We start from the raw sequence: 12,465 nt of genomic DNA, 5'->3' as shown, positions 1-12,465 counted from the left end.
GGAGGCATCCGTACGTCCGCCCGCCTAGGGTGCCGCCATGAACGCCCCGATCCTCGTCCGCGAAATGACCTTCGACGACTGCGACCGCGTCTCCGAAATCCGTATCCGCGGCTGGCAGCACGCCTACAAGGGCCTGATGCCGCAGACGTATCTCGACGCCCTGAGCGTGCCGGAGGACGCCGAGCGCCGGCGTACGTTCTTCGTGCGGGCCGGTTCGGAGGTCGTCAACCTGGTCGCGGAACAGTCGGGCACGGTGATCGGCTGGGCCTGCCACGGCCCCTACCGGGACGGTGAGATCCGCACCGACGACGCCGAGTTGTACGCGATCTACGTGGACGCCGAGCGGTTCGGCGCCGGGATCGGACGGGCGCTGCTGGGCGAGGCGGTACGCCGGTGCGCCGGCGCCGGGCACCGGCGCCTGCTCCTGTGGGTCGTCGAGGGCAACGACCGCGCGCGGCGGTTCTACGAGCGGGCGGGGTTCACGGCCGACGGCGCCGAGGAGCCCTTCGAGGTGGACGGGGTCGCCGTACCGGAGGTGCGGTACGTGCGGGAACTGCGAGGCTGACGGGTCATCTCTGCCTGGGGATGCGCGCCAGGGCGTGCACCGCCGCCTCGGCGAGGGCCGGGTGTGCGAGGGCCTTGTTCAGGACGGGCGCCGCCCGCCGGTCCCCGAGCGTGCCCAGCGCCTCCACGCAGGCGAGCGCCACCCGCCGGTAAGGGTCGTGCGGTGTCAGACGGCGCGCCAGCGTGGTGATCAGCGCCGGCACCGACTCGGGGGCGCGCAGTTCACCCAGCAGCCGGACCGGGTGCAGGGCGTAGGCGACGCGCAGTTCGTTGGTCGCGAGGGCGGCTGCCGCGCGGGCCGTGCGCGGATCGCCGAGGCGGGCCAGGGCGTACGCGGCGGAGGCACAGCGCTGCGGATCACGGTGGTTGAGGAGGAGGACCAGGGCCTCGAAGGCTCGCCGGTCCCCCACGAGCCCCAGCCTGAACGCGGCCAACTCCCTGGCCCACAGGGGCTGTCCGGGGGCGGTGAGGACATCGGCCAGTTCGTCGGGGTCTCCGGTCGCCACCAGGCGTTCGTACGTCTCCGAGGCGCCCGCCCCGGCCTCGGCCCGTAAACGCTCCGTGAGCGATCGCAACTCTTCGTCCATGGTGCCGAGATTAGGTGCGGGAACGGAAGCGCGTGGGCAGGATCCCTGGACGTACATCACAAAACCGGGGGCTGGCGCGCTCGTTACCCACCGGTTAAGCTCAGACGAGCGAGTTACCCACTCGCCTGTAGTACTTGCTGACGACGGCCTGGTGACGCAGCCGTCGTGAGTGCTGGTCGGTTCGGTACCTCGTGTACCGCAGTACGACCCCGGTTCGGGACAGGGCCGGTCGGATCCAGCGTTCCCCGGGCGTGTGCGCTCGAAGCCCGGCAACACCCGCACTCCTTCTCGCACCCGGTGCGCCTTCTCGGCGTACCCGCAGGTGCTCCCAGTCGTCACCACCTCATTTCTGGAGTCCCGCGATGGCCACTCCCCTGTCCCACACCTCTCCTTCGCCGCTCAGGACCGTCGCCGTGGTCGGCCTCGGCACGATGGGCACCGGCATCACCGAGGTCCTCACCCGCGCCGGCCGCGACGTCGTCGGCATCGACATCAGCGAGGCCACGGCCGCGAAGTCGGTCGCCGCCCTGGAGGCGTCCACCGCCCGTGCCGTGGTGCGCGGCCGGCTCACCGAACAGGAGCGCGAGGACGTCCTGGCCCGCTTCCGTACCTCCACCGACCTGCGCGAGGCGGCAGACGCCGACCTGGTTATCGAGGTGGCGCCGGAGTCGTACGAGATCAAGCACCAGATCTTCCGCGCCCTCGACGACATCGTGCGCCCGGAGACGATCCTCGCGACCGGCACCAACGCCCTCTCCGTGACCCGCCTCGCCGCCGACTCGGCGCGTCCCGAGCGCGTGCTGGGCCTGCACTTCTTCAACCCGGCCCCCGCGATGAAGCTGGTCGAGGTCGTCTCGTCGGTGCTGACCGCGCCGAAGGCCGTCGCCGCGGTCACCGATCTCGCGATCGAGCTCGGCAAGGAGCCCGTCGCGGTCGGCGACCGCCCCGGATTCGTCGCCGACGGACTGCTGTTCGGCTACCTCAACCAGGCCGCCGCGATGTACGAGGCGAAGTACGCCTCCCGTGAGGACATCGACGCGGCGATGCGGCTCGGCTGCGGTCTGCCCATGGGCCCCCTCGCCCTGCTCGACCTGATCGGCATCGACACGGCCCGTACGGTCCTGGAGGCCATGTACGCCGAGTCCCACGATCGGCTGCACGCCCCGGCGCCCGTCCTGGGGCAGCTCAGCGAGGCGGGCCTGACCGGCAGGAAGGCCGGGCGCGGCTTCTACTCCTACGAGGCGCCCGGCAGCTCGACGGTCGTCGCGGACACGCTGACCCCGCTGGCCGGGCCGCCCGAGACCCCCGGCCGCGCCGTCCGTTCCGTCGGTGTCGCCGGCTCCGGCACGATGGCCTCCGGTATCGCCGAGGTCTTCGCCAAGGCCGGGTACGAGGTGGTCCTCGCCGCGCGCAGCGAGGAGAAGGCCCAGGTCGCCAAGGCCAGGATCGGCAAGTCGCTGGCCCGCTCCGTCGACAAGGGCCGACTGACCGCCGAGGCCGCCGCACAGACCCTTGACCGGATCACCGCGGCGGGCTCGTACGACGCCTTCGCGGACGTCGATCTGGCCGTCGAGGCGGTCGCCGAGGACCTGGAGGTCAAGCAGCAGCTGTTCGCGGCACTGGACAAGGTCTGCAAGCCGGGCGCGGTGCTGGCCACGACCACCTCCTCGCTGCCCGTCGTCGCGTGCGCCCGCGCCACCTCGCGTCCCGAGGACGTGATCGGCATGCACTTCTTCAACCCGGCGCCGGCGATGAAGCTGGTCGAGGTCGTCCGTACGGTGCTGACCGCCGACGACGTCCACTCGACGGTCCGTGAGGTCTGCGTCAAGATCAAGAAGCACGCTGTGGACTGCGGCGACCGGGCCGGATTCATCGTCAACGCGTTGCTTTTCCCGTACCTCAACAACGCGATCAAGATGGTGCAGGAGCACTACGCGTCTCTCGACGACATCGACGCGGCGATGAAGCTGGGCGGCGGGTACCCGATGGGGCCGTTCGAACTGCTCGACGTGGTCGGGCTGGACGTCTCCCTGGCCATCGAGAAGGTCCTGCACCGCGAGTTCCGTGACCCGGGCCTGGCCCCCGCGCCGCTCCTGGAGCACCTGGTGGCAGCGGGCTGCCTCGGCCGCAAGACGGGCCGCGGCTTCCGCGAATATGCCCGCCGCTGACGGGGCCCGTGACCGGTCCGGCCACGGCCTCGGACCCGCTTTCGGACAGGAGAACGACTGGGGCGGACTGCTCGGCCCGGCCTCGGCACCCCTGCCCGCCCGGGGCGGGGGTGATCCAGGGCGGGCGCGGCACCCCGTGCACATGCAGTACGTTCGGGTCATGTCCCAGCCCGCCAGGTCCTCCCGTACCCCCGCCACGCCCGACGCGCCGGAGAGCGCCGCGGGCGGTCGCGCCGCCGCCCAGCGGCTCAAGATGCGCCGCGAACTGGCGGCCGCGGCGATGGAGCTGTTCTCGACCAAGGGCTACGAGGGCACCACCGTCGACGAGATCGCGGCCCGGGCCGGCGTGGCCCGCCGCACCTTCTTCCGGCACTTCCGTTCCAAGGAAGAGGCGATCTTCCCGGACCACGACGACACGTTGATCCGGGCGGAGGCGGTGCTCAACGCGGCGCCTGCGCACGAACATCCGCTCGACACCGTGTGCCGCGGCATCAAGGAAGTCATGAAGATGTACGCGGCCCGGCCGGAGATCTCGGTCGCCCGCTACAAGCTGACGCGCGAGGTCCCCACCCTGCGGGAGGCGGAGATCGCGTCGGTCGCCCGCTACGAGCGTCTCTTCACCCGCTATCTCCTGGGCCACTTCGACGAGCACGCCCACGACGACGACGCGAACGACGACCCGCTGCTGGCGGAGGTCGCCGCGTCGGCCGTGGTCACCGCCCACAACCACGTGCTGCGGCGCTGGCTGCGGGCGGGCGGCCAGGGCGATGTCGAGGCACAGCTCGACCACGCCTTCGGAATCGTGCAGAAGACCTTCGGCACGGGCATCGGCGTCGGGCGAGACACCGCACCCCGGTCGGCGCCGGCCTCGGTGACCTCGCAGGGCGAGGTGCTGGTGGCGGTCGCGCGGACGGACGCGCCGCTCGACGAGGTGATGCGCACCATCGAACAGGCGCTGAAGGAACGGTCGTAGAGAATCCTCGGACAGAGGCGGGTCGCAGCTGCTGCGGCCCGCCTTTTCTGTGCCCGTACAGACCCGCCCCCGGTCTACTCCTCAGTAGCTTTTGATCGATCATCGCTCATTTGTTACGTAAAGATTTCATTTGAGGTCAGTTTCTGGCACCCAGTGCCTTGTCACCTGACACGGGGTGCCATACCTTGAAGGTGTCCGGGCGGCCGGCGTGCAGAGACCATTCGTACGTCGGCTGTCCCCGCAAACCACGTGCTTGCGCGCCCGGACGCCTGCGTCACAGGCAACCTCCGCGCCACCCCGCGCTGCCGGAAGCATCACCCGCCGAACCGACGGCACGCCTCACCCACCCTCAGCAGAACACCGACGTAACCCTCAGCGTCTCCCCTCAAGACGCCATTCGCCGGAGGCAATACCGTGACCATCAAGGACATCCTGGACGCGATCCAGTCGCCGGAGTCGACTCCGGCCGACTTCGCCGCAATGCCGCTCCCCGAGTCGTACCGTGCGATCACCGTGCACAAGGACGAGACGGACATGTTCGCGGGCCTCGAAACCCGCGACAAGGACCCCCGTAAGTCGATCCACCTGGACGACGTCCCGGTGCCGGAGCTCGGCCCGGGCGAGGCCCTGGTGGCCGTCATGGCATCGAGTGTCAACTACAACTCGGTCTGGACGTCGATCTTCGAGCCGATGTCGACGTTCGGCTTCCTGGAGCGCTACGGCAGACTCAGCGAGCTCACCAAGCGCCACGACCTGCCGTACCACGTCATCGGCTCCGACCTCGCGGGCGTCGTGCTGCGCACCGGCCCCGGCGTCAACTCCTGGAAGCCCGGCGACGAGGTCGTCGCGCACTGCCTGAGCGTCGAGCTGGAGTCCAGCGACGGACACAACGACACGATGCTCGACCCCGAGCAGCGCATCTGGGGCTTCGAGACGAACTTCGGCGGGCTGGCGGAGATCGCACTGGTCAAGTCCAACCAGCTGATGCCGAAGCCGGACCACCTCAGCTGGGAGGAGGCGGCGGCCCCGGGCCTCGTCAACTCCACCGCGTACCGCCAGCTGGTCTCCCGCAACGGCGCCGGCATGAAGCAGGGCGACAACGTCCTCATCTGGGGCGCGAGCGGCGGCCTGGGCAGTTACGCCACACAGTTCGCGCTGGCCGGCGGTGCCAACCCCATCTGTGTCGTCTCCAGCGAGCAGAAGGCGGACATCTGCCGCGCGATGGGCGCCGAGGCGATCATCGACCGCAACGCCGAGGGCTACAAGTTCTGGGCCGACGAGCACAACCAGGACCCGCGCGAGTGGAAGCGGTTCGGCAAGCGCATCCGTGAGCTGACCGGCGGCGAGGACGTCGACATCGTCTTCGAGCACCCCGGCCGCGAGACCTTCGGCGCGTCCGTCTACGTCACCCGCAAGGGCGGCACGATCGTCACCTGCGCCTCCACCTCCGGGTTCAACCACGAGTACGACAACCGCTACCTGTGGATGTCCCTCAAGCGCATCATCGGCTCGCACTTCGCCAACTACCGCGAGGCCTGGGAGGCCAACCGGCTGGTCGCCAAGGGCAAGATCCACCCGACGCTCTCCAAGGTGTACTCCCTGGAGGAGACCGGGCAGGCCGCCTACGACGTCCACCGCAACCTCCACCAGGGCAAGGTCGGCGTCCTGTGCCTGGCCCCCGAGGAGGGCCTCGGTGTGCGCGACGCGGAGAAGCGCGCCCAGCACATCGACGCCATCAACCGCTTCCGGAACATCTGAGAGCCGGAGGCCATCGATGACTGAGCGTCAGAAGGACCGGCCGTGGCTCATGCGCACGTACGCCGGTCACTCCACGGCCGAGGCGTCCAACGAGCTGTACCGGCGCAACCTCGCCAAGGGCCAGACAGGTCTGTCGGTGGCCTTCGACCTGCCGACGCAGACCGGGTACGACCCCGACCACATCCTCGCCCGCGGCGAGGTCGGCCGGGTCGGCGTGCCGGTCTCGCACCTCGGTGACATGCGCCGGCTGTTCCAGGACATCCCCCTGGACCAGATGAACACCTCGATGACGATCAACGCCACCGCCATGTGGCTGCTGGCGCTCTACCAGGTCGTCGCCGAAGAGCAGGGTGTCGACATCACCACGCTCCAGGGCACGACCCAGAACGACATCGTCAAGGAGTACCTGTCCCGGGGCACGCACGTCTTCCCCCCGGGACCCTCGCTCCGGCTGACGACCGACATGATCTGCTACACGGTCAACCACATCCCCAAGTGGAACCCGATCAACATCTGCAGCTACCACCTCCAGGAGGCGGGGGCGACCCCGGTCCAGGAGATCTCGTACGCCATGTCGACGGCCATCGCCGTGCTCGACGCCGTACGGGACTCGGGGCAGGTGCCCGCCGAGAAGTTCGGTGACGTCGTCGCCCGTATCTCCTTCTTCGTGAACGCGGGAGTCCGGTTCGTCGAGGAGATGTGCAAGATGCGGGCGTTCGGCCGGATCTGGGACCAGGTCACGCGCGAGCGGTACGGCATCGAGAACCCCAAGCAGCGGCGCTTCCGGTACGGCGTGCAGGTCAACTCCCTGGGACTGACCGAGGCGCAGCCGGAGAACAACATCCAGCGGATCGTGCTGGAGATGCTGGCGGTGACGCTGTCGAAGGACGCACGCGCGCGTGCCGTGCAGCTCCCGGCGTGGAACGAGGCGCTGGGGCTGCCCCGGCCCTGGGACCAGCAGTGGTCGCTGCGGATGCAGCAGGTGCTCGCCTACGAGAGCGATCTGCTGGAGTACGAGGACATCTTCGCCGGGTCGCACGTGATCGAGGCGAAGGTGGCCGAGCTGGTCGAGGAGTCGCTCACCGAGATCGCCCGTATCGAGGAGATGGGCGGCGCGATGGCCGCCGTCGAGTCGGGCTATCTGAAGTCGAACCTGGTCGCGTCGCACGCCGAACGGCGGGCCCGTATCGAGTCCGGTCAGGAGAAGATCGTCGGCGTCAACATCTTCGAGACGACCGAGCCGAACCCCCTCACGGCCGACCTCGACGCGGCGATCCAGACGGTCGACCCGGCCGTCGAGGCCCGGGTGACCTCGGCGCTCCAGGGCTGGCGCGACACGCGGTACCAGCCGCCGTTCAACCACCCGCGCCCCTGCAAGGCGCTGGAGCGGCTGAAGGAGGCCGCGAAGGGCACCGGCAACCTCATGGAGGCCACCCTGGAGTGCGCCCGCGCCGGAGTCACGACCGGCGAGTGGGCCGGGGCCCTGCGCGAGGTGTTCGGGGAGTTCCGGGCGCCGACCGGTGTCTCGTCCGCGCCCGTCGCGGTGACCGCCCAGGAGGGCACCGGGCTGGCCCTGGTCCGCCGCAAGGTGGAGATCACGGCGCGGGAGATGGGCGTCGGCAAGCTCCGTTTCCTGGTGGGCAAGCCGGGTCTGGACGGGCACTCAAACGGCGCCGAGCAGATCGCCGTACGGGCCCGTGACGCCGGGTTCGAGGTGGTCTACCAGGGCATCCGGCTCACCCCGGAGCAGATCGTGGACGCGGCGATCGCCGAGGACGTGCACGGCGTCGGACTGTCCATCCTGTCCGGCTCGCACGCCCAGCTGGTGCCCGACGTGCTGGAACGGCTCCGTGTGGCCGGTGCCACAGACATCCCTGTGATCGCCGGTGGGATCATCCCCAATGGTGACGCCGAACAGCTGAAAGCTGCGGGCGTGGCCGCGGTCTTCACCCCGAAGGACTTCGACATCACCGGAATCATCGGCCGCATCGTCGACGAGATCCGGAAAGCGAACAAGCTCGACCCCCTGGAGGTCCCCGCATGACCACGCCCGTCAACCGTCTGCGTCCGCGACGCTCCTGCCTCGCGGTCCCCGGGAGCAACCCCCGTTTCCTGGAGAAGGCCCAGGGCCTGCCGGCCGACCAGGTCTTCCTGGACCTGGAGGACGCGTGCGCACCGCTCGCCAAGCCCGAGGCGCGGCACACCATCGTCAAGTTCCTCAACGAGGGTGACTGGACGGGCAAGACGAGGGTCGTGCGGGTCAACGACTGGACGACCGAGTGGACGTACCGCGATGTCGTGACGGTGGTCGAGGGCGCGGGTCAGAACCTCGACTGCATCATGCTGCCGAAGGTGCAGACCGCCCAGCAGGTCGTCGCGCTGGACCTGCTCCTCACCCAGATCGAGAAGACGATGGGCTTCGAGGTCGGCAAGATCGGCATCGAGGCGCAGATCGAGAACGCCCAGGGCCTCAACAACGTCAACGAGATCGCCACCGCGTCCCAGCGCGTCGAGACGATCATCTTCGGCCCGGCCGACTTCATGGCGTCGATCAACATGAAGTCGCTGGTCGTCGGTGAGCAGCCGCCCGGCTACCCGGCGGACGCCTACCACTACATCCTGATGAAGATCCTGATGGCCGCCCGCGCCAACAACCTCCAGGCGATCGACGGTCCCTACCTGCAGATCCGCAACGTGGACGGCTACCGCGAGGTCGCCCAGCGTGCCGCCGCCCTCGGTTTCGACGGCAAGTGGGTGCTGCACCCGGGCCAGGTCGAGGCGTCCAACGAGATCTTCTCCCCCTCGCAGGAGGACTTCGACCACGCCGAGCTGATCCTGGACGCGTACGACTACTACACGTCCGAGGCGGGCGGCAAGAAGGGCTCCGCGATGATCGGCGACGAGATGATCGACGAGGCCAGTCGCAAGATGGCCCTCGTCATCTCGGGCAAGGGCCGGGCGGCCGGCATGCAGCGCACCAGCAAGTTCGAGATTCCGGAGGCGTAAGGCCATGCAGTTCGGGCGCACCTACGAGGAGTTCGAGGTCGGGGCGGTCTACAAGCACTGGCCCGGGAAGACGGTCACGGAGTACGACGACCACCTCTTCTGTCTCCTGACGATGAACCACCACCCGCTCCACATGGACGCCAACTACGCGGAGAACACGACCGACTTCGGGAAGAACGTCGTCGTGGGGAACTACGTCTACTCGCTGCTGCTGGGCATGTCCGTGCCGGACGTGTCGGGCAAGGCGATCGCCAACCTGGAGGTCGAGTCACTGAAGCACGTGGCGCCGACCTTCCACGGCGACACGATCTACGGCGAGACGACCGTCCTCGACAAGACGCCCTCCCGGTCGAAGAACGACCGCGGGATCGTCCACGTGGAGACGAAGGGCTACAAGCAGGACGGCACGCTGGTCTGCGTGTTCCGCCGCAAGGTGATGGTGCCGACCGAGACGTACATCAAGGAGCGCGGCGGCGAACAGCCCGGCCGGCCCCAGCTCAAGGAGCAGGAGAAGTAGCCATGGCGCGACTCGCCCAGACGGCCGGTCTGACCGACGTCCAGCAGGAGATCCTGTCCACGGTCCGGGACTTCGTGGACAAGGAGATCATCCCGGTCGCGACCGAGCTGGAGCACCGCGACGAGTATCCGCAAGCGATCGTCGACGGCCTCAAGGAGTTGGGCCTGTTCGGCCTGATGATCCCGGAGGAGTACGGCGGTCTGGGCGAGTCGCTCCTGACGTACGCGCTCTGCGTCGAGGAGATCGCGCGCGGCTGGATGTCGGTCTCCGGGATCATCAACACGCACTTCATCGTGGCGTACATGCTCAAGCAGCACGGCACGCAGGAGCAGAAGGACCACTTCCTGCCGAGGATGGCGGCGGGCGACGTCCGCGGCGCCTTCTCGATGTCGGAGCCGGGGCTCGGCTCGGACGTGTCGGCCATCACCTCGAAGGCGGTGCAGGACGGCGACGAGTACGTCCTCAACGGCCAGAAGATGTGGCTGACGAACGGGGGGACGTCCACTCTGGTCGCCGTACTCGTGCGAAGTGACGAAGGACATCCCGAGGGGACCGCGCCCCACAAGTCGATGACCACCTTCCTGGTCGAGAAGGAGGCGGGCTTCGGTGAGGTCCGGCCGGGCCTCACCATCCCGGGCAAGATCGACAAGATGGGGTACAAGGGGGTCGATACCACCGAACTCATCATGGACGGACTGCGGATTCCGGCCAATCGCGTTCTCGGGGGCACCACCGGCCGAGGTTTTTACCAAATGATGGACGGTGTCGAGGTAGGACGCGTCAATGTGGCGGCACGTGGCTGCGGAGTCGCTCAGCGTGCCTTCGAGCTCGGTGTCCGGTACGCCCAGCAACGCCACACTTTCGGCAAGGCCATCGCCCAGCACCAGGCGATCCAGTTCAAGCTGGCCGAGATGGCTACCAAGGTCGAGGCCGCCCATGCGATGATGGTGAACGCGGCACGCAAAAAGGACTCCGGTGAGCGAAACGACCTTGAGGCAGGGATGGCGAAGTACCTCGCCTCCGAGTACTGCAAGGAGGTCGTGGAGGACGCCTTCCGGATCCACGGCGGCTACGGCTTCTCCAAGGAGTACGAGATCGAGCGCCTCTACCGCGAGGCTCCGATGCTGCTGATCGGCGAAGGTACCGCCGAGATCCAGAAAATGATCATCGGGCGCAGGTTGCTCGAAGAGTACAAATTCCAGGGCTGATTGTCCGTTTCGGGGTGTTTTCTTCGAGTTGAAGGTCACACCCCGTCAGCGCTCTTCAGCCGCCGACTCCGCTTCCTGGCTTACCCAGTTGTGGTCGTGAGCCGCTACGATCGCCGGAAAGCCGCCGTCCCCTGATACCGCGCGGCATCATCCGCTACGAAGGTCATCCATGCCCCACAGCCAAACCTCTGCACCTCGCGACAGCCTGGCAGGCGTACGCCTGGCGCGCGGAGCATCGCCGTGGCTCCTCCCGACCGTCGCCACCGCAGCCCTCAGCCTGGTACGCGCGCGCAAGTCCGGCGCCGCCAAGGCCGTGGCCGTACCCGTCACCGCGCTGGCGGCGGGCATGCTGTGGTTCTTCCGCGATCCCGAGCGCGAGATCACCCAGGGCCGGGTCATCTCTCCCGCCGACGGTGTGGTGCAGAGCATCATGCCGTGGAAGGACGGGCGCACCCGCGTCGCGATCTTCATGAGCCCGCTCAACGTACACGTCAACCGCGCGCCCCTCTCGGGCACGGTGACGTCCGTCGAGCACATCCCCGGCGGGTTCGTTCCGGCGTTCAACAAGGAGAGCGAGAACAACGAGAGAGTTGTCTGGCACTTCGACACCGAGCTCGGTGACATCGAGATGATCCAGATCGCCGGTGCGGTCGCTCGCCGCATCGTCCCGTACGTCCCGCAGGGCACGAAGGTCGAGCAGGGCGAGCGGATCGGCCTGATCCGTTTCGGCTCGCGCGTCGACATCTATCTCCCCGAGGGTGTCGAGGTCGCGGTCGAGGTCGGCCAGAAGACAGTGGCAGGGGTGACTCGCATTGACCGTGATTGATCCCGAGACCCAGTGGGTGCCGGAGGCCGACGAGGTGGGTGACGACGAGGAGGAGATGCCTCTTTCTCTCCGCCTCTCGATAGCGGACACCCTCACACTCGGTAACGCGACCTGCGGCTTCATGGCGGTGTACTTCACCACCACGGGCATCCTGATCCCGCACCTCACCGGCAGTGACGAGTCGGGCATGGCCCGTCACTCGGCGGCGACCGCGGTGATCCTCATGCTCTGCGCGGCGGTCTTCGACCTCTTCGACGGTCTGGTCGCCCGCAAGCTGCGCTCCTCCCCCATGGGCGCCGAGCTGGACAACCTCTCCGACCTGATCAGCTTCGGTCTCGCACCCGCGTACTTCGTGCTGGTGTACGGCATGGTCGCGGACGACGCGTATCAGAAGGTGGCCGCGGTCGGTGCGATCGTCGTTCTGCTGGCGGTGGTGCTGAGGCTCGCGAGATTCTCGTGCGTGACGGTGAAGGACGGCACCTTCCAGGGCATGCCGAGTCCCTTCGGTGCCCTGACGGTCGTCTCGATCGTGCTCCTGGAGCTGCCGTTCGTGGCCACGCTCATGGCCATCGTCGGCACCGCCTGGCTGATGGTGAGCCGCGTGGAGTACCCGAAGCCGCGTGGTCCCCTCGCCATCGCGATGGTCTCCTGGATCGTCTCCGGGATGGCTCTTCTGGCGGCCTGGGCCTTCGACGCCCCCGGCGGCCAGCTGCTGCTTCAGACCGGCTGCGCCCTGCAGCTCGTCCTGGGCGCGGTGATCCCGCTCTTCGCGACGGCGCGCCGGGTGAACAACTTCCGCGGCAACCGCCGCGAGGCCCGCGCGGCACAGCTGCCGTAGCGGTAGCGGCGACGCAGTCG

At 68.4% G+C, this 12,465-nt stretch carries 11 protein-coding genes; 10 read left to right on the top strand and 1 reads right to left on the bottom strand.

Going from position 1 to position 12,465, the window contains the following annotated elements:
- The first annotated feature begins 37 nt into the window (after nt 1-37).
- The gene (locus STRTUCAR8_RS18365; protein WP_006377325.1) at nt 38-565 is read left to right on the top strand and encodes a GNAT family N-acetyltransferase; all 528 of its coding nucleotides are present in this window, start codon (nt 38-40) and stop codon (nt 563-565) included.
- Between the two features lie 4 nt (nt 566-569).
- Here STRTUCAR8_RS18365 and STRTUCAR8_RS18360 read toward each other — a convergent pair whose 3' ends face one another.
- The gene (locus tag STRTUCAR8_RS18360; protein ID WP_006377317.1) at nt 570-1,151 is read right to left on the bottom strand and encodes an adenylosuccinate lyase; all 582 of its coding nucleotides are present in this window, start codon (nt 1,149-1,151) and stop codon (nt 570-572) included.
- 362 nt (nt 1,152-1,513) lie between these two features.
- Between STRTUCAR8_RS18360 and STRTUCAR8_RS18355 the strand changes: the two genes are divergently transcribed.
- From STRTUCAR8_RS18355 to pssA, 9 genes are all read left to right on the top strand, one after another.
- Entirely contained in the window at nt 1,514-3,319 is a 1,806-nt protein-coding gene (locus tag STRTUCAR8_RS18355; RefSeq protein WP_044472422.1) for a 3-hydroxyacyl-CoA dehydrogenase family protein, read from the top strand.
- 160 nt (nt 3,320-3,479) lie between these two features.
- On the top strand, nt 3,480-4,292 hold the full coding sequence (locus tag STRTUCAR8_RS18350; protein WP_044472426.1) for a TetR/AcrR family transcriptional regulator: 813 nt from the start codon (nt 3,480-3,482) through the stop codon (nt 4,290-4,292).
- A 420-nt stretch (nt 4,293-4,712) separates the two neighbouring features.
- Nucleotides 4,713-6,050: a crotonyl-CoA carboxylase/reductase gene (gene ccrA, locus STRTUCAR8_RS18345; RefSeq protein ID WP_044472425.1), complete on the top strand. Its 1,338-nt coding sequence runs from the start codon at nt 4,713-4,715 to the stop codon at nt 6,048-6,050.
- Nucleotides 6,051-6,066: 16 nt separating this feature from the next.
- Nucleotides 6,067-8,094: a protein meaA gene (locus tag STRTUCAR8_RS18340; RefSeq protein ID WP_006377318.1), complete on the top strand. Its 2,028-nt coding sequence runs from the start codon at nt 6,067-6,069 to the stop codon at nt 8,092-8,094.
- The gene (locus tag STRTUCAR8_RS18335) at nt 8,091-9,056 is read left to right on the top strand and encodes an HpcH/HpaI aldolase/citrate lyase family protein (RefSeq protein ID WP_006377320.1); all 966 of its coding nucleotides are present in this window, start codon (nt 8,091-8,093) and stop codon (nt 9,054-9,056) included. Before STRTUCAR8_RS18340 ends, STRTUCAR8_RS18335 begins: the two co-directional genes overlap by 4 nt.
- Before the next feature lie 4 nt (nt 9,057-9,060).
- Nucleotides 9,061-9,573 (top strand): MaoC family dehydratase, encoded by a 513-nt coding sequence (locus STRTUCAR8_RS18330; RefSeq protein ID WP_006377327.1) that lies wholly within the window; start codon nt 9,061-9,063, stop codon nt 9,571-9,573.
- A 2-nt stretch (nt 9,574-9,575) separates the two neighbouring features.
- Entirely contained in the window at nt 9,576-10,781 is a 1,206-nt protein-coding gene (locus tag STRTUCAR8_RS18325; protein WP_006377330.1) for an acyl-CoA dehydrogenase family protein, read from the top strand.
- 169 nt (nt 10,782-10,950) lie between these two features.
- On the top strand, nt 10,951-11,607 hold the full coding sequence (locus tag STRTUCAR8_RS18320) for a phosphatidylserine decarboxylase (RefSeq protein ID WP_006377315.1): 657 nt from the start codon (nt 10,951-10,953) through the stop codon (nt 11,605-11,607).
- Nucleotides 11,608-11,623: 16 nt separating this feature from the next.
- Entirely contained in the window at nt 11,624-12,445 is an 822-nt protein-coding gene (pssA, locus tag STRTUCAR8_RS18315; RefSeq protein ID WP_044472421.1) for a CDP-diacylglycerol--serine O-phosphatidyltransferase, read from the top strand.
- Nucleotides 12,446-12,465 lie beyond the last annotated feature (20 nt).

This window comes from Streptomyces turgidiscabies Car8, assembly GCF_000331005.1.
In the GTDB taxonomy this organism is placed as follows: Bacteria; Actinomycetota; Actinomycetes; order Streptomycetales; family Streptomycetaceae; genus Streptomyces; species Streptomyces turgidiscabies.
Note: the sequence above shows the minus strand (reverse complement) of the source record. Positions and strands in the feature narration are given on the sequence as shown.

Coding starts and splice junctions, on each gene's coding strand:
- STRTUCAR8_RS18365 (WP_006377325.1), top strand. CDS start 38: ATGAACGCCCCGATCCTCGTCCGCGAAATGACCTTCGACGACTGCGAC.
- STRTUCAR8_RS18360 (WP_006377317.1), bottom strand. CDS start 1,151: ATGGACGAAGAGTTGCGATCGCTCACGGAGCGTTTACGGGCCGAGGCC.
- STRTUCAR8_RS18325 (WP_006377330.1), top strand. CDS start 9,576: ATGGCGCGACTCGCCCAGACGGCCGGTCTGACCGACGTCCAGCAGGAG.
- STRTUCAR8_RS18355 (WP_044472422.1), top strand. CDS start 1,514: ATGGCCACTCCCCTGTCCCACACCTCTCCTTCGCCGCTCAGGACCGTC.
- STRTUCAR8_RS18320 (WP_006377315.1), top strand. CDS start 10,951: ATGCCCCACAGCCAAACCTCTGCACCTCGCGACAGCCTGGCAGGCGTA.
- STRTUCAR8_RS18340 (WP_006377318.1), top strand. CDS start 6,067: ATGACTGAGCGTCAGAAGGACCGGCCGTGGCTCATGCGCACGTACGCC.
- STRTUCAR8_RS18335 (WP_006377320.1), top strand. CDS start 8,091: ATGACCACGCCCGTCAACCGTCTGCGTCCGCGACGCTCCTGCCTCGCG.
- STRTUCAR8_RS18330 (WP_006377327.1), top strand. CDS start 9,061: ATGCAGTTCGGGCGCACCTACGAGGAGTTCGAGGTCGGGGCGGTCTAC.
- STRTUCAR8_RS18350 (WP_044472426.1), top strand. CDS start 3,480: ATGTCCCAGCCCGCCAGGTCCTCCCGTACCCCCGCCACGCCCGACGCG.